The 24,058-nt window shown below is 59.8% G+C and carries 21 protein-coding genes; 12 read left to right on the forward strand and 9 right to left on the reverse strand.

Translation table 11 applies throughout. From position 1 onward, the window contains the following. A partial coding sequence (locus ACUCV0_RS23260; protein WP_482213852.1) for a hypothetical protein occupies positions 1-308 on the forward strand: 308 nt, incomplete at its 5' end. A gap of 623 nt (positions 309-931) precedes the next feature. Here ACUCV0_RS23260 and ACUCV0_RS23265 read toward each other — a convergent pair. From ACUCV0_RS23265 to mobI, 7 genes are all read right to left on the reverse strand, one after another. Beyond that, positions 932-1,714, reverse strand: a complete 783-nt coding sequence (locus ACUCV0_RS23265) for a hypothetical protein (protein ID WP_482213853.1) — start codon at positions 1,712-1,714, stop codon at positions 932-934. Positions 1,715-1,979: 265 nt separating this feature from the next. Beyond that, complete coding sequence (locus ACUCV0_RS23270) at positions 1,980-5,054, reverse strand: error-prone DNA polymerase (protein ID WP_482213869.1); 3,075 nt, start codon at positions 5,052-5,054, stop codon at positions 1,980-1,982. Further along, positions 5,051-6,466, reverse strand: a complete 1,416-nt coding sequence (locus ACUCV0_RS23275) for a Y-family DNA polymerase (protein ID WP_482213854.1) — start codon at positions 6,464-6,466, stop codon at positions 5,051-5,053. Before ACUCV0_RS23275 ends, ACUCV0_RS23270 begins: the two co-directional genes overlap by 4 nt. A gap of 12 nt (positions 6,467-6,478) precedes the next feature. Beyond that, positions 6,479-7,111 carry a translesion DNA synthesis-associated protein ImuA gene (imuA, locus tag ACUCV0_RS23280; protein ID WP_158890901.1) on the reverse strand — a complete coding sequence of 211 codons (633 nt, stop codon included), beginning with the start codon at positions 7,109-7,111 and terminating at the stop codon, positions 6,479-6,481. Then, a complete protein-coding gene (locus ACUCV0_RS23285; protein ID WP_482213855.1) occupies positions 7,104-7,556 on the reverse strand; it encodes a hypothetical protein in 453 nt (150 codons plus the stop codon). Before ACUCV0_RS23285 ends, imuA begins: the two co-directional genes overlap by 8 nt. 676 nt (positions 7,557-8,232) lie before the next feature. After that, a complete protein-coding gene (locus tag ACUCV0_RS23290; protein WP_256664606.1) occupies positions 8,233-8,556 on the reverse strand; it encodes a hypothetical protein in 324 nt (107 codons plus the stop codon). Between the two features lie 56 nt (positions 8,557-8,612). Next, positions 8,613-9,086, reverse strand: a complete 474-nt coding sequence (gene mobI / locus ACUCV0_RS23295; RefSeq protein WP_482213856.1) for a conjugative transfer protein MobI(A/C) — start codon at positions 9,084-9,086, stop codon at positions 8,613-8,615. Positions 9,087-10,296: 1,210 nt separating this feature from the next. Between mobI and ACUCV0_RS23300 the strand changes: the two genes are divergently transcribed. After that, positions 10,297-11,304 carry a ParM/StbA family protein gene (locus tag ACUCV0_RS23300; protein WP_482213857.1) on the forward strand — a complete coding sequence of 336 codons (1,008 nt, stop codon included), beginning with the start codon at positions 10,297-10,299 and terminating at the stop codon, positions 11,302-11,304. Between the two features lie 920 nt (positions 11,305-12,224). Here ACUCV0_RS23300 and ACUCV0_RS23305 read toward each other — a convergent pair. Beyond that, complete coding sequence (locus tag ACUCV0_RS23305; RefSeq protein WP_482213858.1) at positions 12,225-12,920, reverse strand: hypothetical protein; 696 nt, start codon at positions 12,918-12,920, stop codon at positions 12,225-12,227. Between the two features lie 600 nt (positions 12,921-13,520). On the opposite strand from ACUCV0_RS23305, the gene ACUCV0_RS23310 reads away from it, so the two are divergent. Together ACUCV0_RS23310 and ACUCV0_RS23315 are read left to right on the forward strand one after the other, a co-directional pair. Further along, positions 13,521-13,901, forward strand: a complete 381-nt coding sequence (locus ACUCV0_RS23310) for a lysozyme family protein (protein WP_482213859.1) — start codon at positions 13,521-13,523, stop codon at positions 13,899-13,901. After that, complete coding sequence (locus tag ACUCV0_RS23315) at positions 13,898-14,389, forward strand: hypothetical protein (RefSeq protein ID WP_482213860.1); 492 nt, start codon at positions 13,898-13,900, stop codon at positions 14,387-14,389. Before ACUCV0_RS23310 ends, ACUCV0_RS23315 begins: the two co-directional genes overlap by 4 nt. 526 nt (positions 14,390-14,915) lie before the next feature. Here the strand turns inward: ACUCV0_RS23315 and ACUCV0_RS23320 are convergent. Beyond that, positions 14,916-16,127: a tyrosine-type recombinase/integrase gene (locus ACUCV0_RS23320; protein ID WP_482213861.1), complete on the reverse strand. Its 1,212-nt coding sequence runs from the start codon at positions 16,125-16,127 to the stop codon at positions 14,916-14,918. A 393-nt stretch (positions 16,128-16,520) separates the two neighbouring features. On the opposite strand from ACUCV0_RS23320, the gene ACUCV0_RS23325 reads away from it, so the two are divergent. The 8 genes from ACUCV0_RS23325 to ACUCV0_RS23360 all read left to right on the forward strand — a co-directional run. Beyond that, on the forward strand, positions 16,521-17,513 hold the full coding sequence (locus ACUCV0_RS23325) for a hypothetical protein (protein WP_482213862.1): 993 nt from the start codon (positions 16,521-16,523) through the stop codon (positions 17,511-17,513). Next, entirely contained in the window at positions 17,510-17,992 is a 483-nt protein-coding gene (locus tag ACUCV0_RS23330) for a hypothetical protein (RefSeq protein ID WP_482213863.1), read from the forward strand. Before ACUCV0_RS23325 ends, ACUCV0_RS23330 begins: the two co-directional genes overlap by 4 nt. A 376-nt stretch (positions 17,993-18,368) precedes the next feature. Continuing rightward, the gene (locus ACUCV0_RS23335) at positions 18,369-18,647 is read left to right on the forward strand and encodes a hypothetical protein (RefSeq protein ID WP_482213864.1); all 279 of its coding nucleotides are present in this window, start codon (positions 18,369-18,371) and stop codon (positions 18,645-18,647) included. A gap of 424 nt (positions 18,648-19,071) precedes the next feature. After that, positions 19,072-20,127 carry an antitoxin Xre/MbcA/ParS toxin-binding domain-containing protein gene (locus tag ACUCV0_RS23340; RefSeq protein WP_482213865.1) on the forward strand — a complete coding sequence of 352 codons (1,056 nt, stop codon included), beginning with the start codon at positions 19,072-19,074 and terminating at the stop codon, positions 20,125-20,127. Positions 20,128-21,098: 971 nt separating this feature from the next. After that, the gene (locus ACUCV0_RS23345; protein ID WP_482213866.1) at positions 21,099-22,073 is read left to right on the forward strand and encodes a DNA replication terminus site-binding protein; all 975 of its coding nucleotides are present in this window, start codon (positions 21,099-21,101) and stop codon (positions 22,071-22,073) included. Between the two features lie 767 nt (positions 22,074-22,840). Continuing rightward, positions 22,841-23,227 carry a hypothetical protein gene (locus ACUCV0_RS23350; protein WP_482213867.1) on the forward strand — a complete coding sequence of 129 codons (387 nt, stop codon included), beginning with the start codon at positions 22,841-22,843 and terminating at the stop codon, positions 23,225-23,227. Positions 23,228-23,399: 172 nt separating this feature from the next. Continuing rightward, the gene (locus ACUCV0_RS23355) at positions 23,400-23,696 is read left to right on the forward strand and encodes a hypothetical protein (RefSeq protein WP_482213868.1); all 297 of its coding nucleotides are present in this window, start codon (positions 23,400-23,402) and stop codon (positions 23,694-23,696) included. A 233-nt stretch (positions 23,697-23,929) separates the two neighbouring features. Next, a partial coding sequence (locus ACUCV0_RS23360; protein ID WP_482213870.1) for a transposase occupies positions 23,930-24,058 on the forward strand: 129 nt, incomplete at its 3' end.

Raw genomic sequence — 24,058 nt, forward strand, 5'->3', positions numbered from 1 at the left:
GTAATCCTGGAATAAAGCTCACAGGTCCTTTCGCCTTAATCGGAGTGATCGTAAATGGATTGATCACTGGTGCTGGATATTTAAGTATCGCTGGATACTTAAATTATTATAAAATAAACATCGTAGAAGCGGAACTTCCGTTAAGTTCATATTTATTCTATGGCTATATTTATATCCTGGATTGGTGGAATTTTCTATCCGGTTCAGGATGGTTTGTGGTTAGCATATTTATAGTTTTTGTTACCTTTTTAATGTGGTTTTTATTAAAAAATGCTATCCTGCTAGATCTAATAGCAATAACATACTGATCGCCTACGGACTTGGCTCGCTAATATGCATTTCCCCGGCTTTTCCGATCATCACGGCTTATCAACATGGTAAAGATATGGCGCATCGGGAGCTGCAGTCGGATTTTAACGGATTTGGACTGCAGGCGTCCAAAGTAGTAAAAACATATTATTTAGAGGGCGGAGAGATGCGAGTCGGCTGGTCTCTATTTACAGGGCCTAAAGCTGCCTGGATTGTAGTTGATGATTCTATTTATAAGATAAATACTTTTGATAGAAATATTTTGTTAAGGATGGATTACAATAAAATAAGACTCCCCGAGCAGGTGGTAAAGGCAGAGCAGAGATTTTGGCAAGCTATCGCGGGAAACCATAAAAGATGCATTTTTTTGAAAAATTTTATTTTCAGATAAAATAAATATTTGGTAAATGATTGACTTGAAGTTGGGCTATAGCGTAGGAGTCAGTCCGAGCAGTTACGATGTCAAGCACTAGGACTGAACCTATACTGACAGATTAGTATTTTTAGGGATGCTGCTCGCGCTTTGGTCTGTAGCACAGGGCGGACGTTCGGCGTTGAAGGCATCTAGGGGTGTATTCATGCCATTGGCATCGGCGGCATGAATAGCGAGAATTGAGATATATTAGAAGGGTAAATCGTTATCGTAGTCAGTCGGTCGGCTCCCATTCGTTTTCTTCAGAACGAATCGCTCGCTATTACTCATTATCCATTCCCAGCCTTTGTCCGTTAGCGTATATCCAGAGGTCTCGTCTTCTGAATATTGAGTTAAGTAGTATTTGCCGCCTATGAAACCAAGTTGTTCCAGTCGCTGCAATGCTAGCTTCGCTGCTAACTGCGTATAACCAGCGCTCTTGATGTCATTATGTATCGTGTAGGACGGTGCGAACTCGCCGCCATCTGGCAGATTTTCGCCAACTGCTGCAAGTGCCAGGATCTCCGCAGGACTAAGCCCCTCTATGTTTTTGATCAACGCGGTGGATGTAGTTTCTGCGAGCGCTTGAGGTTTCTGAAGAATCGCAGTTAAGCGATTGACAATATTTATCCTTAGGGCCTCGAAGTCACGTATCGAGCCGGTACTGTAACGAATGATCGCTCGGTGTTGCACATCGAAGGGAAACTTAGTTTTTCTCTGATCAGAGCAGATTAGTATCACTTCTCTGCCTATGGCTATGGCGTACCCCAGTTCAAACCAGACGTTGGGATTGTCTTCGGTGATCTCAGCAAGGCAAACCCGGGCATCTTTGATTCCGTTTTCAATCTCTTGAATAGGTATACTAACGCTTGGATCTCTATCTACACGGTAAGCTTCAAGCCCTACCGCGGCAATTGCAGGCTCAAAAACATATTCAAACCTGCTGTCATAGGCACCGCCATCGAATGGCTGCATCACAAAGCAATGGGGCATACCTTAACTCCCTATCTAATTCCGACTGATTTTTACTGGCTGATCTGGGAAATCCGATGCTCATTCAACCAACAGGATTACGCTGGAGTTAGCTTAAACGAAATTCGGCGCCGCACACGCATTTTACCCACCGCCGTTCTAAGTATTGCCCTTCATAGACCCTGCAAATCAGCTCATATCAATTATCACCAAGAGGCTCTGCCCGCGCTTGTGAGAAATGGGTGTCCCGGGCAGGTAGCGGTATACAATCGCTTCTCTGACGCATTCAGTGGAAATCACGACTACATGTATCCAATCCCTGCAACAGTCCGCTTATATCCTGCAACCTACCTGCGACCACGTGGAGCACGCCTTCTCGAGTCTCTACCGTGCCATCCACCCGCATCAACTGAGACATTACCAGCTCCGGCCGCTGGCGCTCTGCCAGCGTCCGCCACACCACCACGTTCACCATCCCAAACTCGTCCTCGAGCGTCACGAAGGTCACGCCGCTGGCGGTACCCGGCCGCTGCCGGCCGACCACCAGGCCAGCGATCCGCGCCGGCTGACCGTGGCGCCGCTCCTTCAGCTCCAGCGAGCTCATCAGCCGCCGGGCCGACAGCTCCGGCCGCAGTAGCGTGAGCGGGTGCGGCCCCAGGGTGGTACCCAACGAGGCATAGTCCGAGCAGAGGTCCTCACCCACAGTCGGGGCGACCAGCTCCTGGATTTCTTCCTCAACGACCGCGCCCTCGGCAAAGAGCGGCAGCTGCGGCTCGATCGCAGCCATCGCCCAGCGGGCCTGGAAACGATGCCCAACCAGCCCCTTCAAGGCTCCCGCATCCGCCAGGCACTCCCGGGCTTTGGCATCGAGGCCTGCGCGCAGGCACAGGTCGGTGACATCGCGGAATGACCGCTGCCGGCGCGCTTGCTCAACCGCCCGCCCGGCTTTCTCAGCGAGGCCTCGCACCATACGTAGCCCCATCCGGATGGCCGGCTGCGGGCTATCGGCAACAGGCTCGAGGCTGCAATCCCAGTCGCTGCAGGTCACGTCGACGGTCAGGGTCTGCAGACGATGGCGTCGGGCGTCCTGCAGGATCTGGTCGGGGCTGTAGAAGCCCATGGGGTAAGAGTTGATCAGCGCAGCAGCAAAGGCGGCCGGCTCATGGCATTTGAGCCAGCAGCTGGCGTAGGTCAGTAGGGCGAAGCTGGCCGCATGGGATTCGGGAAAGCCGTAGCTCCCGAACCCCTCGATCTGGCGGAAGATGTCCGCGGCGTACTCGGCCGTGTAGCCGTTTGCGAGCATGCGCGAGGTCAGCCGCTCCCGGTGCGGCTCCAACCCGCCATGCCGCTTCCACGCCGCCATGCTGCGGCGTAGTTGATCGGCTTCGCCCGGGGTGTAGTCGGCGGCAAGAATGGCGAGCTCCATCACCTGTTCCTGGAACAGGGGCACACCCAGGGTCCGGCCGAAGACGCGCTCTAGCGCCGGCGGGTAGCTGATCTCTTCCTGGCCCGTCCGCCGGCGCAGATACGGGTGAACCATACCTCCTTGGATGGGGCCCGGCCGGACGATGGCCACCTCGATCACCAGGTCGTAGAAAGTCTGCGGCTTCAGCCGCGGCAGCATGGCCATCTGCGCGCGCGATTCGATCTGGAACACACCCAGGGTATCGGCCCGGCTGATCATCGCGTAGGTGGGCTTGTCCTCCTGCGGCACCGTCGCCAGCGTCAGCTCCTCGCCCCGGTAGCCTTTGACCAGGTCGAAGCACCGGCGCAGGGCGCTGAGCATGCCCAGGGCGAGGATGTCGACCTTAAGCAGGCCCATCGCATCGAGGTCATCCTTGTCCCACTGTATGACCGTCCTACCCTCCATGGCGGCGTTCTCGACCGGCACCAGGGTATCCAGCGTCTGATCTGCAATGACAAAACCGCCTGGGTGCTGGGAAAGGTGCCGGGGAAAGCCAATCAGCTCGCCGGTAAGCACCAGGATCCGGTGGAGCAGGGGGCTATCAGGATCGAAGCCAGATTCGCGAAGGCGCTCCGGCGGCGGCAGGTTGTCCGTCCAGCGACCGCAGCAGTCCGCCAGCGCGGTAATTTGATCCGGAGGCAGGCCCAGGGCCTTGGCCACGTCCCGCACAGCGCCTGCAGCGTGATAGGTGGATACCACCGCGGTGAGCGCAGCACGCTGCCGGCCGTAACGACGGAAGATGTACTGGATGACCTCTTCCCGGCGGTCATGCTCGAAGTCGACGTCGATGTCCGGCGGCTCGTCCCGCTCGTGGCTGATGAAGCGTTCGAACAGCAGGTTGATCCGGGTCGGATCTAACTCGGTAATGCCCAGTGCGAAACAGACCGCCGAATTGGCCGCCGAGCCGCGCCCCTGGCAGAGGATTCCCTGCTGCCGTGCGAAGCGGACGATGTCGTGCACGGTGAGGAAATAACTTTCATAGGCCTTGTCGGCGATCAGCTGCAGCTCCTTTTCGATCTGGGCGCGCAGTCGGTCCGACAGGCCTTCGGGCCAGCGCCAGGTGCAGCCCTCTTCGGTCAGCACCCGCAGCCAGCTGGTAGCCGTGTGACCCTCCGGCACCACCTCGCTGGGATACTGGTAGCGCAACTCGGCCAGGCTGAAGGTGCAGCGCTCGGCAATGCGGAGGGTCTCCTCCAGCAGCTCGGACGGATAGCACCTCGCCAAGGCCTCACGGGTGCGCAGATGACGTTCCCCATTTGGGAAGAGCAGCTGGCCGGCTTCGGCTACCGGAACGTGATGGCGGATCGCGGTGATGGTGTCCTGCAGGGCCCGGCGCCCGCGGCAGTGCATGTGCACGTCGCCGGCCGCTACCAGGGGGAGTTTCAACGCCTCACCCAGTCGCTTCAGCTGCTGCAGCCGCACCTGGTCGTCCTGATCGAAATGCAGTCCAGTAGCGATCCATAGACGGCCGGGAAACACGTCCAGGAGCCAGCGCGCAGACTCTGCCTCCGCTTCCCGATCAGGTACCCAGAGCGCGAGGAGGCCGGCGACCTGGTCGAGATCCTCGCGCAGCAGTCGGTAGCTGCCCTTATCCGCACGCCGGCGGGCGAGGGTGATCAGCCGGCACAGCTGCTGGTACCCCTGCAGGTCTTCCACCAGCAGCACGAGCTTGGGGCCCTGGGCGACCTGAAACTCCGCACCGACGATCAAACGGACGTCGTGCTTCTCAGACGCCTGCCAGGCGCGCACGATGCCGGCGAGGGTGCACTCGTCGGTAATGGCCAGCGCGTCGTAGCCCATGGCTTTGGCGCGTTCGAACAGCTGATCGACGCTTGAGGCCCCGCGCTGGAAGCTGAAGTTCGACAGGCAGTGGAGCTCGGCATAGCCGGGTGTCACGCGAACCACCCCTGCACCCACCAGCCCGGCCCTTCCGCCGGCGACTGGAAGGCCCAGGCAGTGCGACCGTCGGCGAGCTCGAGGACGTAGTAATCCCGCCGGGCATCCTCTCCGTCCCACCACCCACTCTCGATACGCTCAGGCCCGCTCAGGACCCGTAACTGATCGACATCCAGGGGCTCCGGCGCCGGTAGCAGCCACCCTGGCCGCCGATTCGGTCCCAGCGCCTGGAGCGCGAGCGAAGGCGTGTCGCGCCGCCAGGCCCGTTCCGGGCGGTGATCGCCCTGGGCGCCCACCGCATAGACCGCGTCGTCGCCCAGGCGGGAGCGCAGCCGCTCGCGCAGTTGTTCCCAACTCACGGTCTGTTGGGGGCGCTCATCGAAGAGGCCGCGGTGCTGAGGGACAAAGGAGGGCAGCTCGTCGGCAACCAGGCCGATGGCGAGCACCGGCTCAACTACCTGGGTGGGCTCCAGGCGGCCGCGGGCAAATTCGAACAGCAGTGCCGGGTCGCGCTCCGGTGCGAGCAAACCAACCACCACCTCCGTGGTTGGCGCCTGCCGATGCTCCAGGCGCAGGGTGAAGCGCTGGGCGCCCATGTCCCGGCCGGCGAGGTAGGTGGCCAGGTCCGATGTCAGCCGGCGCAGCGGGAATAGCAGGGCCTGGGTCGACTCGACCTCGAAGTTGAGTTCGATCCGCAGCCTGAAGGTGGTCGGGGGCAGGAAAAACTCTAGGGGTAGGACCTTGCTGCCCAGCATCTGATCGAGGTGATTGAGCAGACTCAGGGGGAAGCGCCGGGCGAGCTGCGCCCGGGGCAGCGCCAGTACTTGATCAAGCTGACGGAGCCCCATGCGGCTCAGGGCCAAGACGATCTCAGGCTCGAAGCCAAGCAGCGCCACCGGCAGCGTCCGCATGGCGCTGGCCAGGCCGGCATCGTCGCGCACGGCAAGGCTATCGCCGGCGTTGGCTAATACCCGTGCGGCCACCGGGTTGGGTGCAATGGTGATCCGGTGGCCAAAGCCCAGCGCCGTGAGCTCCTGGCGCAAGCGAGCTTCAAATCTCGGCCAAGGCCCAAAGAGCGGCAGACTCGACTGCACCTCGAGCACCAGGGCGTCGGCGAAGTGCAGGCTCACCTGCGAGCTGAACCCATAGGCCCAGGCGGCAAGCAGCTCGTGCTGACGCCGTAGCGCCGCCTCGTCGTACTCCACCGTCGCAAACTGCGGGCAGATCGCTTGAGCCGCGGTGTAGGTCATCTCGGGTCGGAGCCCAAGCGCCAACGCCGCCGGGTTCGCCGCCTTGATGATCCGACGCTGTATAGGCCCGTGGAGCAGTACCAGGGGTTCGTCCGGATCAGCACAGTTGCGCAGCACACCGTCCAGCGCGAACTGCGGGAAAAAGATGCAGGCCCATTTCATGGCAGTCGTCCCTCAATGCCAGACCCGATGCGCCAGCGCATTCGCCGGTGGATTGCCGCCGCGGCACTTGAGTACCCGCAGCTGCTGAGGCGAACCCTCGAGCACCAGGCGCAGTGCTGCAGGAGAGGCATTGACGGCTTCCCGCTGGTGGCGGAACGCGAATGCCAGGGTCTGTCCGGTCTCTGCAGCGACCTGTAGCCGGCGCAGCGCGCGATCGTCCGCACGGCTTGGCCAGCAGAGCACCGCACCACAGCTACCGGAGCGCAGGCACTGCTCTGCCGCCCACAGCACGTCCTTGCCCTGCACCTGGATGACGCTCAGCCGGCCAAGATCGACGCCGGCCTGCAGCCACGCATGCGGGTAGAGCAGGTAGGGAGGGGCGATCATCACCACGCGTTCGCCGGCGGCGGTGAGGCGCGCAAGCGTCGGCCACACGAGCGTCAGCTCACCCAGGCCCGGTCGGGAGCTCAGGATTTCGGTAAGCGCTGCATCAGGCCAACCGCCAAGGGGTAGCTGGGCATCGAGCGCCGAGTGTCCGGTTGGCTGAGTGCTGGCGTCGTCGACGTGCGGACTTTGCCCGCGCCATACACGGCGACTATCGAGCAGGGAGTCGAGCGCAACGACGTTCGTGGCGGCGTTATCCATGCTGCACCCCCGTCGGCACCACCTGTGCCGACGGCGTGCTGCCGCGCTCGGTGAGCAGGACCTGCAGCTGTGCGCGCACTTTAAAGAGGTCCGCGTGCAAAACGGAGTTCATCGACTCCAGCCGCAGGATATGACGCTGGGCACGCGAGAGGGGATCGTCGCGGTCGTCCGGGATGAGTCGGTCACCGCGGGGTACGTGGCGTTGGTTCTCTTCCTGGACGAATTGGACGTAGCGCAGTCGGTGGCGCTGCACCTCCGCCGTCAGGACATCCCGCTCAGCGACCAGTATGCGATTGGCCCGCTGGGCTTGCCCTAAGCACTGACGCACCTGGTCCAATTCTTCAGTCAGCAGATCAACAAGGTTGCGGCAGTACATCAGCTCCGTGGGGCGGAAGAGTGACTGCTGCTGTTCGAAACTGTCCTGCTCATCACCAAGCATGTCCATAGCGGCCCACCTGCTCAATCCCTGATGCCATGATCTTCTGGTACTCAACAGAGCGATCGGGACAGCGGTGACAGGATCGAGGGATACGGGGAGAAATGGACATGGGATAGCCTCCTTTGTGATTACTGTATAAATAGACAGTAATCAGGGAGCAACGATCCAGCAAGTTTGACAGCGACAGACGGCAGAGAAGACGAAGCGAAAGATTCTTTCGTTCATCCAGGCGGATGCACATCAGCACCTGATTTCACCTAGCCGGTGTGGCGTGCAATGAGTATGCACCCAGGCAGCAGCGTCGCTATGGAAGTGGCCGCCGTGAGAAGCGCGATTACAGGGTCCGAATCGAACGGCGCGGGAAGCTCTGCTGGCAGCAGTCCGTTTCTGGCTGCATGAAGCCATCGAGCACCTTCGCAGACGATGGCAAATGCCGTTGCTACCAGGCCGGTACCCACCAACGTTCGCGCTACGGACCTTACCGCCATCTGTGTTCCCTCAAATCTGAGAGAAAAAGGATCGCATCGCCGACCGCGGCCTGGCACGCAATCCGCGCCCGATACCGGTCAGCGATAGTGGCGTCAGGTACGGTTGAAACCTTGGACAGGGGCAGCACTGGAGGGCCCGCTACCGGCAGCAAGCTGCCGGCCCCTTTCCAGTTGCCCGCCTGGTATGCATGGTGTCAGCGAATCGAGCCGTGTATGAGCGTGAGATGTCGCCTCGCCGAGACACGCGCTAGCTTCGTCTCTTGTTCGACTGCCCACTCATCCTGGATCTGCCGTGCGGTACCCGTCCGGACGGGCAGCAAGACCGGATACTCAGGCTCTTGCTGATCCACCTGTAGGAGGCCAGCCTCGTGCAGATAGGCATAGGGCTGAGTCAGGAAGTCCGATAGCGGCACCGCGTTCGGGCGGCCGCAGTAGGCTTGAAAGTAGAGGTCAGCCCACATGTCTAGGTCGACACGATCGACGATGACGGGGTGATCCATTTCTGGCGGGCGTTTCATAACGGGTCCTTGCTATCTGGAAAAGGATCACCGTACCGCTAGTTCTGAAAACGCAACTAGGCCACCGGGGGATTGGCGTTCACCTTGCGCTGCTGCAGCAGCAGCTGCTTTCGCACCTTGCCAACGTTTATAAGCTGCTCCCGGATCATGGCCAGCTTGGGCTCATACAGCTGGAACAGCTCGACGAACCACGTCTCCATTCCGAAGGTAACTGTGCTGGCGGCGTACGTATGGCCCAGACCCTTCGCAATCGGACTCCGTGCGTGCTTCTTCTTTCCTCCTTCCCCGTTGAAGAAGTAGACCTTGCACCAGGCAATGGACACGGATCCCTTGCCATTTCCCCGGACATCGATCAGGCGATAGATGATCTTTCCATTGGCTCTTGCCTTGGCATCTTCGAAGTATTCATCTCTTAGCCACACTGCTTCTTCGCGCAGGACTTCGTGGGCTTCGTCCAAAGTAGTCAATGCCAGCCCGTAAAGATGCGAGATACGGCCGTTGCTGGCTTGAGGGTCGATTGCAGGGGGCATTGTCATATCCTATCTATTTACAAGGAGGACGTTCGGGTTGTCATTAGCGAACGAGGGAGAAAACAGGACTGGAAATCCACTTTTTTCGAGAAAACCAACATTTCCGTATAGGTTGTCAATAACTATGCATTTTTCACCTCTAACCGGGGTGTCGGGGGAGAAAAGCCAATACATCCGTTTATATTGTCAATAATTATTGGAAAAATTGGAGCGTCGCCCTCGGGCGGCACCGTCGGCGTAGTGCTGATTTCGCTGCCTTAGCGCCTGATCGGCGTCAGGTATCGGTTTATTGCGAATTCAATTCATCCGTTTGTATTGTCATTAATTATGCAAATCCGTTGAGCTGCGGCTGCTTTTCTAGAACACCCATACATCCGTTTGTATTGTCATTAACTATGGGAAAAACGTTGCTATGGTGCTCATAATTTCGGATGCAGATACATCCGTATGTGTTGTCAATACAATTAGGTGCATCAATACATCCGTTTAGGTTGTCAATAATTATGCAATTTTTAACGGTAAAGCTATCTCTGCAGAGTACCCAGGGAGGCACTTTTAAGGGTTGAGTCAAGGTTGTAATTAATATTGACAATATTGATAGATGGCCAAGGATTACTGTTTTTTGGCCCGTTCAGGCTGGGCTTTTCCAACGCCCAAATAGTATTTAGGTCGCGGTTTTTACGGAAACAATTTATCCGTTTGTATTGTCATTAATTATGGTTTGAAAAGGGCGTTTCTCGATGCTTCAGGAAAAACAAGACATCCGTTTGTATTGTCAATAATTATTGTTTAAATCCTCGTTAATAGACCAGGTTTTGGGCAACAACCCATACGGATGCCTTGCGATTAGCTGGTGACTCCATTCAAGCATTGCCAAGCCACATGGTTTTGGTGAATTCGAGCCCTTCAAGGGCGCGAATTGGAGAAAGAAGGAATATGGCGACGGGCATTCTTGAACGAGGCGTCCTGAAGGACGCCTCGTTGCCCACCGCAATGGTCGACGTACTTCATAGGCGTCCTATAGGACGCCTATGAAAAGGATGGCTAAGGGGGGGTTGTCCCGATTTGACCGGTAGGCGTCCTACAGGACGCCTCAGGGATAAGCGGCGGTGCCGTTGCCTGGCTGCGCCTGTACCAGGCGTCCTGTAGGACGCCTGGCTGACCATTGCGGAGCGTAACGCGTAGCGAACCCTTTCAAGCGAGTGCACGCATGAGTAAGAAGTCCCAGAACACCCACCCGTATGTGGTTGGCCTCGATATCGGCTACTCCAACGTCAAGCGGGTCGAAGGCTACGCCGACGAGGCCTCGCCACGCCAATTCATCTCTCCCGCCCAGGCGGCGCCGCTGGGCAGCCTCAATGGCAATGCGGTACTCAAGGAGGGGGAGCACTATGTCACGCTTGATGGCGAACCTTGGGCAGCGTTCCTGAGCGCCGGCCGGGCTGGGGTGACACGTGAGTTGCACGCGGACTACCCCTCCTCGAAGAGCTACCGGGCGCTGTTCAACGCGTCGATCAGTGAGGCGTGCCGGGACGGTCGAAGCGGAATCGATCACCTCATCACCGGTCTACCAGTCAGCCAGATGCGCAATCCTCAGCTCGTCGAGCGCCTGATCAAGCAGCTGAGTGGCGTTCATCAGGTAGCGCCGCAGCGTGAGATCACAGTCCATAAGGTCACTGTGCTGCCGCAGCCAGTTGGAACGCTCAATTACATCTACAGCACCTACGAAAGCCCGGACGACCTTGATGAAGGCGTGATCCTGGTACTGGATCCGGGGTTCTTCTCGGTCGATTGGGTGGTCTTCCGGCGCGGGGATATCGTTCGCGATTCCAGTGATTCGTCCATGGAGGCGATGAGCGCTCTGCTTGACGCTATCAACGTCCTGATCGGTCGTGAGTTCGGCGGGCCTGGCCCTGGCCGTGACAAGATTGAGATCGCGTTGCAGCGCAGTAAACCCTACATCCAGCTCTATGGCAGTAGGGTGGACCTGCAGCCTTTCGTTGATCAGGCTGTCATGACTGTTGTGCCTAAGGCGCTATCGAACATGAAGCAGCAGATGCGCTTCCTCGATGGAGAAGCGATTGACTTCGTTTTGATCGGCGGCGGCGGCGGTAACTGTTATAGCGCCGCGGCGAAGGAGATTTTTCCCCTGTCCAAAATTCTTGCTGCGGCTGAGCCGGTTATCTCTAACGCCTTCGGGTATTGGCTCAATCACTGATAAGGGAGCCAGAAGATGAGTGAAGCGTCGGACGATCTTACGCTGAGGCTGAACGTCAAATTTCGAGACGGCACCGCTCCAACGCTTCAAGCCGAGCTGCTGAGGCTCCCGGGGCGGCAGCGGGTGAAGCGTCTGCTGGAGTTGGGCAGTCTGGGACTCATGGCCGAGCGCGTTATATCCGCAGACGGCGGTACCGGGTCTTCCCCAGGGCTGACAACGCCCAAGCTTGATCCCGTCCCTTTGCAGGCCGGAGCGGCGCCAGGTGAGCAACCCGTTGAGAAACTGTCGGAGCCGCCAGTGCCATCTCAAGAGTTGGGCAGCCTGGGACTCATGGCCGAGCGCGGTATGTCTGCAGAGGGCGCTACCAGGTCTTCCACAGGGCTGACAGCGCCTAAGCTTGATGCCGTCGCTCTCCAGGTCGGAGCGGCGCCAGGTGAGCAACCCGTTGAGAGACTGTCGGAGCCGCCAGCGCCATCTCAAGAGTTGGGCAGCCTGGGACTCATGGCCGAGCGCGGTATGTCGGCAGAGGGCGGTACCAAGTCTTTTCCAGGGCTGACAGCGCCTAAGCTTGATGCCGTCGCTCTCCAGGCCGCAGCGCCTCCAGGTGGTCAAACCATTGAGAAGGTGTTGGAGCCAACCGGGCCGTCTCAAGAGGTGGCCAAGATTCCCATCGCAGGAGTAGTGGCAGCGGTAGAGGCTAACCAGTCACCAGATCCTCAGCAGCGCGGTGAGGAGACGCCAGGTTTGTCGACAAGGCCCCGGAGGCGCCCCGGCTTCAACGTCGATCTGACTGGTTAGGGGGCAGGTAGCTGAGGAATTGATGCGGGAGCTTGAGCGAATACGACATGGCAACGCATTCAGGCTCTCGCATTTCCTTCACAACCCAGGCGATCCGAAAGCGTATATGGATCGGCCCGTGCTCAAAGGGACGTCGTGGAAATCTTGAACCTCACCCGGCCTACCACTTTGGGCACCCGCGCCTCGCCGCTGGCGAGTTCCTCAGGCGAAAACGCCATACCGGAATAACGCACGTTGGCGACGTTGAAGCTCATCAGATCACTCACTGGGCTGACGCTGCGCACAATGACCGACCCATGATGAGTCAGGATGAAATTACCTTCGGTCAGAGTCGTGTCTGCGATATCGACAACGACAATCTCGTCCGGCTTGATGTACGGCTCCATAGCGTCGGTGTCGACTCTGGCAGCCCTGGCGTTGCCAGGGCTGATGCCGTATCGCTGCAGTAGCTGGAGCGGCAGCGGAAACGTGCGAAGGAACGTCCCTTCGGAGGCGACGTCAGGCCTTGCTTCCAGCAACCCTTTTTCATAAGCCAGCTCGCGCAGCGATCTGACTATGAGGGTGACTGACTCCGAGGTCTGGTCAGGCTCGCCCACACCGGTAGCAAGGTATTCGACAGTGCTGCCCAACGCGCCTGCGAGCGCTACAAGGCGCTCCCTGTTACAGCTTGTGCCCCGATAGAGCATGTTCTTCGTTGTCCCTTCGTTTTCGTTCAAAGCAAGGGCCAGCTTTTGAACGGACAGACCTCGAGCATCCATGAGGTCCTTAACCCGTGTGACGAACGCGTCGTGCGAAGTGGCTTCGGGTGTGTAGTGCATGGTGGTCCCTTCCTGGTACGGGGCAGCTACGGCTGTCCTCGTGGCATGGTGAAGCGCTGATCAGCAGTCCAATTATCGGCTATTTACACAGATTTTATTTACATCGTTCCCTGAATAAAAGCTGAACGGGTAAATGCTCTAGAAAAGGTGTCGAATTTACGACATCTTTTGCGTAAACGGCAGTTCGTTCCTAACTGAACGTCAATGGAATGACGTCAAGCAATGCCTATCGTGTGGAGCAAATCACGAAAAATTAGGAGTTCCTTAAGCTTACATGTCACTCATCCCGAAAATGAGGCCAGTTAGCCCCCTTCATGGGCGATTGATAGGCAGCTAGCTTGAAACAGTGAGAACCAGAGCACAAAATATGCACAAATTAGAGGTGCACATTAGTGGGCGGTCATTGTGGCGAAGGTTGGTGCAAATTTCAGGAGGCTAGCGGCAGTACTGCTTTGTGCTGCCAGCGCAATCCCGGTCCCTTGCGCTGCCTTCGACCTTACTGGCACCGTCTGGGATAGACCTCTGACCCAGGGATGTCGGCCGTCACCTGAGCTTCTTTACGCGATTGCGTTGGTCGAGTCGAAAAAATACGCAGGCCGAATGGTTACCCCCAATCCCTATGCCCTCAACATCGACGGAAAGGGATTTCACCCGCGCACTCGGGAAGAAGCAGAAAAACTGCTCCGAGAAGCGTTGCCTAGAACTCGGGCAATTGCTGTAGGAGCGATGCAGATCAGCCTCCGCTGGAACGGCGGCGAAGTCAGCGACCCGGCTGATCTGCTCGATCTACGCACCAACGTTCGGACCGCCACGAAAGTCTTCTGCGGTTTTCAAAAACAAGGAGGTGATATGGCGCTGCTGATTGGGCGCTATCACACCCCGAATCCCGAGCTGGTGAGTGTCGCCCGGGCCTATGGAGAGGACGTCCTCCGAGTGTGGAGACGCCTAGTGTTGCTCAAGCAGGAAGGGGAACAAGGATGACAACCGCGACGCCAGTGGGTTGCTTGCTGGAGACGGCACAAGAGTGGATTGAGTCGAAGGACGGTGCGTTCTATCGCTTCTTCGATATCAGCACTGAGGACGGAAAGTGGCTGCTCTCCGCAGCTACAGGCGACATTGAGCGCCTGGCCTGCTTGCCCGCGTCGGTCTTCAAAATCAGCCTGGTATATGCTGACGGCGGAAGCGCCCCCCGCTCCATGCTTAACAGCTACAGCGTCAGTCTCGTGACTAATGTACTGAGCGAGATCCGCGAGGATCTGCGGACCTCGGAGCTGGAGAGCCGAATCTTCTGGGGACTCTCTGAGAAAGATGCCGGCTGGCTCATAGAGAGTTCCTTCAGCCAGCGCAACCTGATTGCCGCGTTAGGCCGTGTGAAATTTAGTGCTCGGGACGGCCTTGTACGTGAGTCCGCCAGTGAGCGCATCGACACCCTTCAGCTTCTGCTTCGCGTCATGAATCCCAGCTATTGAACCTGGGAATCCGATAACACCCTTTGAGATCCGCAGACATGGACAACGCAACTCTGACCCAACAGATGGTGCAGGCGGGCTTTCGCTGCAGCATCATCACCGTGCCAGGACCTGGCAGGTTGGGGATTGGCGGACGATGAAGTGGTCAAGGAACTGGGCTTATCAAACGTCGAGTTTCTGGCTACACGCCGGCTCAACGCCTATGGCGAGCCGGCAAGGCAAGCGATGGCTAAGCGCTATTCGACAGGCAGTGCGCTTGTGAGGGCGCTGACACGTAGCAATAGAGGCGTGGCTGAAAGACGCCTGGCGTAAAGTGCGCTGTGGCAGCAGCCACGACCTTCCATAAGCCGGCAACCTCGCCGGCTTTTTGTTTCCAGGTCCCTTTGCCGGAGTTCGGTCATTGCCGGGGCGACACCTCAAGGAGGCGTCCTGCAGGACGCCTCGCTAAATCCGGCATCCATTCGAAGGCGTCCTGCAGGCGTCCTGGCCTCCTCGATGCGGAAGCGCTTTACCTGCCCACACAAGCTTAGGCGTCCTGGAGACGTCCTGGCGTAACGGCCTGTGAGCCTGACAGGTCCGGCATCGCGAGGAATGTTTCCCAGTCACTCATCAACGCGCGGCGCTTTTCGAGGAGTGGACCTCGGTTGTACGCGGCCTCGGTCTTGGAGCCAATCCTGTGGGCCAGCGCCTTCTCGCAGATTTCCCTCGGGTGTGAGGTAGTCTCTGCTGCCCAGGTACGAAACGTCGAGCGGAAGCCGTGCGGGACCGCTCCCTCAAGTTTGATCTTCCGTAGCGCCCGGCCTATCGCGTTGCCCGGCAGTGGTTTCTTACCGCGGGCGTTGGGGAACACCCAGGTATCGTGCTGACCCCTTTGTTGCCCGAGCACCTCGAGCATTCGGTCCGTCAGGGGCACAATATGCTCCTTGTCCCGTTTCATGCGCTCGGCCGGGATCGTCCATCGTCTCGCCGCAACGTCGAATTCCGTCCACCGCGCCTCGCGAACCTCTGCATTGCGCAGCGATGTCAGGATCAGTAGCTCTGCCGCACGGGCGGCGGGCCCGTCCAGTGAATCCAGGCGGTGCAGCACGGCTGGGCAGCTTTCCGCCGGCGCCGCGGGATGATGCACCACGTTGCGATCGTGGCGAGGTAGCAGCTTGTCGAGGTGCCCGCGCCAGCGAGCGGGATTAGCGCCCTCGCGATACCCCAGCGCTTGGGCGGCATCAAGCACCGACTCGATGCGGTTACGGACGCGCGCGGCTGACACCTCAATCGTGTCCCAGATCGGGCGGAGCACCTGCAGCACCAGGTCGGTATCGATCTCGCCGACGGGACGACGGCCGAGCACCGGAAACGCATAGCGCTCCATTGAGCTGACCCACTGACGGTGATGGTCGTGACTCCACGATACACCGTGGGTGGCAATGTATTGCCTGGCCAGCGTCTCGAAGAGATCTGGCCCGGCGGCCGGCGATAGAGCGGCAGGCAATCGTCGACCCGGTAGCTCCGGAACTCCTTCAGCGATCTTCAGCCGGCGCCTGTCGGCTTCAAGCCGGGCCTGCTTCAACGAAACCGCAGGATAGCCACCCAGCCCAACGTCGTAGCGCTGGCCTTGGAAGGAGAACCTGAAGATCCAGCGTTTGGCCCCGGTCTTGGCCACCCGCAGGATGAGGCCGCGGCCGTCCTGGTAGACGCCTGGTTCGGATAGCTCCTTAACTTGCTTCGGTAGCAACTGGCCCACTGCAATCCTCCTCATCGACCGCCGAAGGCTACCACCCAAACTTGCGTATGCAACTACTCAAACTCTCACAGACTTCACTATTCGGTACGGGGATCCCTTATCCCCGTACCAATTCCGTCGAACCCGCATCACTTCAAGGATGAGGCTTCCTCCTTTTGGTTAGAGCCCACAATGAGCCCCACATAACTGTGGAGGCTGCTTTCGCAGATGAGGCCTACGCCCAGTGTCGATCGTCGCGTCTGCCAACGGCTGTTGATGCCCGGGGCTGGTAAGCACACGCTCGGTCTTAAACTAACGTTAGAAACTAACTAACCAAACTAAACAGGACGAACGTTATTGTTTGTTTTTGATAGTTGGCGCTACCATGCTGTTTTCTTTGACCCGGAGGCGGCCATGGCGGAACGCAAATTTACAGACGCAGAGGTCATCGCTGCCGGCGAGCAGCTGCTGGCAGGTGGGCGCAAGGTCAATGGTTGGGCGCTAAGGACCACCCTCGGCGGGGGACGGCCCGAAACGCTCCTTAGCGTCTGGCAGCGCCATCACACTGGGGTACCGGGTGGCGCCATTCCCACCAAGCCACTGCCAGAAGAGGCCACGGCGATCATCGACACCGCTGTTGCCAAGCAGACCAAGGCGATGCAGGACGCCCTGGCCGGCGCCCTCGACCTGGTAGCGGCAGCGGCGCGCAAAGAGGTTGTGCTGGAGCTCGAGCAGGCGCGGCAGGAGATCGCCCGCCTGGAGGCTGAGCAAGACGATGCCAGCGGCGTGCTCGAAGGCCTTGAGGCTGATCAGGAGCGCAATCAGCAGCAGATGGACGGATTGGCAAACGAGCTTCAGCTGAAGGACAGCCAGCTTAGTGCTATGGCTGAGGAGAACGCCAGTCTCGCCGAGCGGCTTGCCGAGGCAGAAGGGCAGGCGCAACTGGCTCGGGACCAGCTCGCCGAGAGCCAGGCCGAGCTGAGCCTGGCGCTCGCCCAGAAGGCTTCCGCAGAAGCGGCGAGCGCGGAGCATCAGCGTTCCGCCTCCGCAGCCGAGGAGCGTCTTGCCGATACCCAGGCTGAGCTCCGCGATATGCGCAATCGACTTGCCATAGCCCGCTCCGAGGCTGACAACGCCGCGGGACAGATCCAGGAAATGGAGCGTACGCGCGCCCAGGATCTTGAGATCCTCACAGAGCTGCGAGTGGAGAATCGCGCCCTGGGTGACAAGCTTGCCCGGGCCGACGCCGGCCGGGAAGCCGCAGAGCGCTACTTGGAGCGCGTGCAGAAAGACAGCAGTGGCCGAATCGCGGCGTTGGAGCGCCAGCTCGCCAAAGCGGCTTCGAAACCTGCTCCCAGGGGCACCGGTAAGGCACCTCGGGCAGCTAGCCCTGCTGCAGGGGAATGACGGTGGCCAAGCAGTTCGAGGGCTTTCACGTTTACGGCGGATCTGCCGCGCTGAAGTTCGAGGTGGTACTGAATCAGGCGCAGGAAAGCGTGCTCGCGGTGGACGGTGCCGGGCGTAAGGGATCCAGCGAAAACTTCGACTGGTCGGAGAAGCTGACGCTCCAGATTACGCCTCGCGAAATGCCCGCCTTCATGTGCTGCGTTCTTGGGATTACGCCGACGTTCGAAGCGCGCAATCATGGCGCCGCCGGCGACAAAGGGCTGACCTTGGCCAACCAGCCTGAGCGCGGTGTGCTCTACCTTCGCCTGCTCCAGCAACGCGTATCGATCAATGTGCCGATCACCGCAGATAAGGTCTTCCATCTGGGTGCCCTGGGCATCCGTGTGCTGGCCAAGCAAGTTCATCTGGACGTACCGACATGCCTGGCGATGTTGCGCGGTACGGCGGGGCGCCTGCTGGTATCTCAAGGAAGCGAGTAAACTACGAGTTCGAGCTGCGCGAAGCATCTGCTGCGGAAAAGCACCTCAACCGCGATTTACGCGAGGCGGCGAATCGTCCGCTTCGCTGGGCGCTGGCTATCCTGATCCAGCGTCATAGCTTCGCCCTGGCCATGACAGCTGAATCGGCAGTCGTCGGCGCTTTCCTGTGGCTATGGGGCTGAGCCGAACCGGCCTTCATTGACGAGAGCTGGCTCGGCACGTTCCACGCGAGGTTTCCTCCCTCTCCAGGCATGAACTGCTCATATCCGACCGCTAGTGGCAGCGATAATGGTCGTCAAAGCGAGCGACGTCGCCCCGTCTCGGGTAGACATGCCTGGGGTCTGCACTATGGAGCGGTCTATTGAAACCCATACCCATGAAGCAAGAGAGCTACGTCGTCCGTAACTGGCCGTGGCTCGGCCTGCTGCTGTTGGTCCTGTTCATCTGCACGTTCGGTTGGCTCACGCGTGGCCTCGATCCTGCACCGGTTGTTGAGGTGCATCCAGGCTGGTATGGCTTCGTCGTTGCTGAGCTGCTTGGCCTATGTGCGCTCGAGGCGCGAGCGACTGATACTGCGTCCGCCCGGGTAATGAGCCGCGTTGCCGCCGGCGGCGCAGGTGTGGCCATTGTCTGGATGTGCTTTTTCGCCGGCTGAATGGAATTGGCGGAACGGCTCCGACCTGCTGAGCGCTGGCAGGTGTGTCAGCCTTTTGCACGGAAGCACCGGCCTCCCTGTGGTCACCGGTACCCAGTTGCGGGGTAATGCTGGCCGACTACGGATCGCCGCGAGTGGTGAGTAACGGTACGTCTTAACCTGTGAGCAGGTGCCGATACAGTAGCTTCGAAAATACCCGGGCGCTCTTCAGTGATGACGAGGTGCAGGTGGCTGCCGGGGGACATTTCGGTACAGGCCAACTGCCGTGAACGCTGGTATTCTCACCATGCGCCGTTCCGATACCGCATCGGAATGGCAAAACCTTTCTGCAACGCTATTCGGTAAGCTTTTGCGGAAAATGCTTGCAATGTGTCAGGTGTTGCGTACTATAGGTCGCAACAACTAACCCCTTGGCTTGCGTGGCATGACCATCTGGTTGAGGGGAGAGAAAGCCGGCGAAAGCCGGTTTTTTCGTTTCTGGAGTTTGGATATGCAGGGACCGCTGGCTCTCCCCCCTCTGCGCACGCGCGTTTACATCGACGGCTTTAATTTCTATTACGGCTGCTTGAAGGGCACACCCTACAAATGGCTGGACCTGGTCCAACTGTTCGAGCAGCAGATCCTACCCTCTGTCCTGACCAAGGACGTCAATGGCAATCCCCGCCTATCGGTTTTGCTGCCGGATCCTTCGATCAAGTACTTCACTGCGCCTATTCGAGAGAATGTCGCCCGGGCGCCTGACTCGGTGGCCTCGCAAAGTCAGTACCACAAGGCGCTGGCGATGCAGTACCCGGGTCGCGTTGCCTTGATCAAAGGCTACTACGCTGTCCAGGAGATGAAGGTCAAGATCGTCGACGCGGAGGAGCCTCGCCGGCCTCCGAAGGAGTGCCAGGAAATCCTGGCCTGGAAGGTTGAAGAGAAGCAGAGCGATGTGAATTTGGCCCTGCAGGCCTATCACGACGCGATTACCCGGCAGGTGGATCAGGTGGTAATAGTGACAAACGACACCGACATAGCGCCGGCGCTCCAGATGATCCGAGCACATACGCCGGTGACGGTCGGGCTCGTGGTGCCAACTGGTCCTGGAACACGGCGGGTCAATCGGGATCTCGGGGAGCACGCTCACTGGACGCGCGCCCACATCACTCGTGACGAGTTGGCCGCTTGCCAACTGCCTCGGGTCATCCCCGGCCGGCGTGCAGCCATCAAGCCATTATCCTGGTATGCACAACCGGCGTTGCTGCAGGAGATCCTGGATCTGGCAGAGCCTATCCGCGGGTCGATCGCGGCAGTTTTCAAATGGATGGAGCAGCCTTTCCCACGGCTAGGAAACGCCCGCCCCGTAGACATGATCGAGACTGAGGAAGGTGCTCGAGAGGTGCTGCAGTACATCCGGACGTACATTGCGCATGCGACGCAGCAGGTGGAGGCTGCCCCAGGTAGTGGGATAGTGACGCCGGAGCCGCCAGCAGCGGAATAGCCCACTGCTATCGGTCTGCCTACGGCCGATCGTTCAGCTGAGGGCCGCCCTGTAAACCTAAGCGGCGCGGACCGCCCCCATTATCTATCAAAGGCCGCTGACGCAGGCCAAGCCCCCGCCTTTCGCTTTGCCGGCGAAGGGCTTCGAAGACCGCAGGAGTTCGTCACCGGTCTGCTGGTTTGGCATGGCTGCCGACTGCTGCAGCCACTGGAAGCACTTGTGGCTTGATGGGAAGGTATGAGGGTGTGAGGTGCGAGTGGCGGGCGTTAGCGTTGAGGGGCTCAACAGAGCGGCCAACGCTATTGCGGTCAGGGCTAAACGACGCATTTTCGTAACATCTGTGGCTATGGAACGTTCAGCGTGGAGAAGGCGAGCTCGGGATGCCACTCAACTCGGTACAGATCCTTCACAGGGCCGATACCTCCCAGTTGAAGGCCGTACGGGCAGTCGGAAACGTCCATCCCGAACGAGAATCAAGCCAACACCTTGCGCAGCTCTGATCGCCCTAGCCCCGAGCACCTGGCTCATGTCACCAGACGGCTTCGCATGGCCAACCCGCGCATGCGCGGGTTGGCCGTACCGCGCTAGCCTCCGCACGCACGCACGGATTACCAGGATGTCAGTTTCGCCGAGCGCCGCCGCGACATAATCGTGCACGAGCAGCGAGTGCAGGTCCTGCCTCTGCGCATGCTGCTCTGAAGGAATAGTTTGGACAGAAAAATATACCACCCCTACACATGTCCCTCAGTTTAACTCCCTGCCCCCCCCCCCCGCCCGGGCTCTATTCACTATCTGCCCGCGCCCCGCGCGCGATCGAAGGGAAAGGGAAGGAAAAAAGAGAAGGAAGAGAAGGAAGGAAAGGGGGCAGAGCGGGCTGGGGTAGAAGGGGGAGAGGGTGGACAGGGGCTTGCGTTGTACAGGGGTGGTATAATTTAATCGCTTGGAACGTCGCCCGTGGGGAGGGCACCGCCATGTACGAAGGAATCCAGCGTGCACACCAGGTGCTCGTCGAGCAGCTGGCCAGCTTCAATTCGACCTGGCCAGGATTGGTGGTCGACGGCCGCGTATGGCAGGTGCCGCTGCTGAACGAGCAGAAGACGCCTGACGTCCTCGAGGTCCAGGAGGTCGACGGCCAGGCAGCGATCGTACTGGCCACCGCTGCCTTGGCCAGCCATCAGCGCGACGTTGGCCAAGCCGCCGGCACCGTCATGCGCCTGCCGGGCTACTTTCGCCTGCAGGCGAGCGTGCTGCCGCAGGTCCTGGCCATCAATGCGAGCAAGCAGGTGGTCACCGATGAGATCGAGGCGCTCCGGCTCGCCCTGGGCTACACCCCCGAGATGCGGCCGCGGTTGCTTCGGCGTGCCCTGGGCGCTGGCGTCACCACCAAGCAGCTGCAGCGCACGATTCACGCCTTCGACGGCGCACCGCGACGGATCTCGTTCACCTGGGCTGGCCACACCACCAGCAATCAGCGGATACCGGTGGCCACCGTGCGCGAGCAGCTGCAGACGGAAGCCGAGAGTAGGGCGCAGCAGCAAGGGATACCGCTCGAGCAAACGCCCGAATACCAGGATCTGCGCACGATCGCGAACCTGGCGGACGACCAGGTGCTGATCAAGCACAAGGTCGTGGCGCCGCACCCGCGCTGCACGCTCTGGTTCGGGGAGCGCGGCGAGAAGTGGGACGCCATCATCAAGGCCAACCTGCCAGTGTTCGTGCTCGCCGGCGAGGCGGAGCCGAAGATCTCCGCGCTGCGCGACTTTGATCGTGCGGCACGCGGCCGGCAGCGCGGCGACGTGAAGGCGCGGGCTGAGGTCTGGGCGGAGCGCAACCTCTACCTGCCCACCGGAGGCCAACGGATAGATGTGGAGGAGGGTGATCGGGTGCCACTCAGGACGCCTTCAACGTATCGCCTGGGCGGCATCACCTACGAGTCACCGGCCTAGCGCCTGCGCTCAGCTGTGGCGCTGACGGAGATATCCGTCAGCGCCACGGAGGCAATCCTGGTCGGCCCCGCGGGCATCGGTCGGCCCGGCTCCCTGCCTAGATTAGCTAGGGCTGCCATCATCAGAAAGATCACCGTCACCAAGATCGACAGATCGACCAGGTGCTCCCATCGTCGCACCTGTTCAGGCCACCGCTTTCGCAACTGCGCCCTCGCAACGCTCACGATCACTACGAGCAGCGCGGCCAACTTGATCTCTTGATTCGTCAACACACTGGCGTCCTTTCGCTGCTTCCAGGCACTCCCGACGACAACCGGCGCCGCTGCAGAGGCGCTTCGATCGAAGATCCAAACGCTTCGGGGCAGCCGCCTAAATCCCTAGTGCCCTCCGAGCAAAGCGTACCCACCTGAGGCCCTGGCTGCCCAGAGACCGCATTGGCAAGGCGACCGGCGAGCAAAGTAGGTGAAGCAGTGGTGTTCGACTGCGCCAAGCGGACTACGGCGCTCGTTGGCCGCGCCGCCGGCATGGTCATGCGCATGCCAGGCTAACTCCGTTGGCAGGTGTGCGCGCTGCTGCAGGTGCTGGCCATCAACGCGACCAACCAGGCAGTCACCGACGAGATCGAGGCGCTTCAGATCGCCCTGGGCGCCGGCGTCACCATCGAGTAACTGCAGCGCACCATTCACCCCTTTGACGGTGCGCAGCGGCGGATCTTGTTCACCTGGGCTGGCCATGCGATCAGCAATCAGCGGCTACCGGTGGCCACCGTGCGCGAGCAGCTGCTGGCGGAGGCCGAGAGTAGGGCGCAGCAGCAGGGCATACCGATCGAGCAGACGCCCCAGTACCAAGGCCTGCGCACGATCGCGAACCTGGCGGACGACCAGGTACTGATCAACACAAGGTCGTCGCCCCGCACCCACGCTGCACGCTGCACTCTCTGGTTCGATGAGCACGGCGAGAAGTGGGACGCCATTATCAAGGCCAATCTGCCGGTGTTCGTGCTCGCCGGCGAGGCCGAGCCGAAGATCTCTGCGCTGCGCGACTTCGATCGTGCCGGGCGGCGGCCAGCGCGGCGACAAGAAGGCGCGGGCGGAGGTGTGGGCAGAGCGCAGCCTCCACCTGCCTACCGGTGGCCAGCGGCCGCAGGACATTGACCGACCTGCGCTCCTTACGCCCTCGACCTATCGCCTCGGCGGCGTCGCCTATGAGGCCCTGGGCGAGCTAGGCGCTCGCATGGGGGACTAGCGCCGCGGCCGGGGTTGCATTTCCACCACGTCGGATACGTTCTGCTGAGGCACACAGTTACCCCAACCAGCGGACGATCACATGACCAGCTACAGCTTCAAAAAGCGAACCGGAACCGATGCCAGCGACCCTGAGTACGTGCTTCAGCACTGCGGGCAACCGACACGCATCCAGATCCAGGACTCTACAGCCTGGGGCGCCGCTTACGCGGTGTCCGTCGATTATCTGGATGACGAGGTCGAGCCACACCTTCTTTGGGTGGCGCAATCCATCACGAGCTTTGCTGAGGCGGCGCGGGTAGCTATCGGCCATTTTGAGGCGAACCCGCTCGCACGTAATCAAGCAGCCGCGCTTGGCGCAGAGCCTGGCTCGCCATAGCGGCGGCCCGGAGCACGGAGGGAAGGGCGCATCAGCGGCGCGAACGGCGGCTAAGCGACCCTTGCGTTTTTGGGACCTGCGATACCATAGGTCTATCGAATCAGGAGGTGCATCATGCATCCGATCATTGCCGGGGAAGTGCGTAGGGCGGAAGCCCTGCTCGAAGGCTATCTAGGGCTTGTCTGAAAAGTCGTGTTTGCTAGCCTGTTCCTGTGATGGCAATGGAGACAGGCATGACTGGGCGTTACGAGCTTTCAAATCAGCAGTGGGCGTTGATCGAAGACATCGTTTCTCCTCCCCAGAGGATGGGGCGCCCACGCCGTGATGATAGGCAAATGCTCAATGGCCTCTTCTGGATCCTA

The sequence above is a fragment of the Pseudomonas sp. VMV1 genome (assembly GCF_056790235.1).

Bases quoted from the DNA above. Each gene is read 5' to 3' on its own strand.
- ACUCV0_RS23330 (WP_482213863.1), top strand. From the start codon at position 17,510: ATGACGGTGGCCAAGCAGTTCGAGGGCTTTCACGTTTACGGCGGATCT.
- ACUCV0_RS23345 (WP_482213866.1), top strand. From the start codon at position 21,099: ATGTACGAAGGAATCCAGCGTGCACACCAGGTGCTCGTCGAGCAGCTG.
- ACUCV0_RS23355 (WP_482213868.1), top strand. From the start codon at position 23,400: ATGACCAGCTACAGCTTCAAAAAGCGAACCGGAACCGATGCCAGCGAC.
- ACUCV0_RS23335 (WP_482213864.1), top strand. From the start codon at position 18,369: ATGAAGCAAGAGAGCTACGTCGTCCGTAACTGGCCGTGGCTCGGCCTG.
- ACUCV0_RS23300 (WP_482213857.1), top strand. From the start codon at position 10,297: ATGAGTAAGAAGTCCCAGAACACCCACCCGTATGTGGTTGGCCTCGAT.
- ACUCV0_RS23265 (WP_482213853.1), bottom strand. From the start codon at position 1,714: ATGCCCCATTGCTTTGTGATGCAGCCATTCGATGGCGGTGCCTATGAC.
- ACUCV0_RS23275 (WP_482213854.1), bottom strand. From the start codon at position 6,466: ATGAAATGGGCCTGCATCTTTTTCCCGCAGTTCGCGCTGGACGGTGTG.
- imuA (WP_158890901.1), bottom strand. From the start codon at position 7,111: ATGGATAACGCCGCCACGAACGTCGTTGCGCTCGACTCCCTGCTCGAT.
- mobI (WP_482213856.1), bottom strand. From the start codon at position 9,086: ATGCCCCCTGCAATCGACCCTCAAGCCAGCAACGGCCGTATCTCGCAT.
- ACUCV0_RS23285 (WP_482213855.1), bottom strand. From the start codon at position 7,556: ATGGACATGCTTGGTGATGAGCAGGACAGTTTCGAACAGCAGCAGTCA.
- ACUCV0_RS23310 (WP_482213859.1), top strand. From the start codon at position 13,521: ATGGTTACCCCCAATCCCTATGCCCTCAACATCGACGGAAAGGGATTT.
- ACUCV0_RS23315 (WP_482213860.1), top strand. From the start codon at position 13,898: ATGACAACCGCGACGCCAGTGGGTTGCTTGCTGGAGACGGCACAAGAG.
- ACUCV0_RS23325 (WP_482213862.1), top strand. From the start codon at position 16,521: ATGGCGGAACGCAAATTTACAGACGCAGAGGTCATCGCTGCCGGCGAG.
- ACUCV0_RS23340 (WP_482213865.1), top strand. From the start codon at position 19,072: ATGACCATCTGGTTGAGGGGAGAGAAAGCCGGCGAAAGCCGGTTTTTT.
- ACUCV0_RS23290 (WP_256664606.1), bottom strand. From the start codon at position 8,556: ATGAAACGCCCGCCAGAAATGGATCACCCCGTCATCGTCGATCGTGTC.
- ACUCV0_RS23305 (WP_482213858.1), bottom strand. From the start codon at position 12,920: ATGCACTACACACCCGAAGCCACTTCGCACGACGCGTTCGTCACACGG.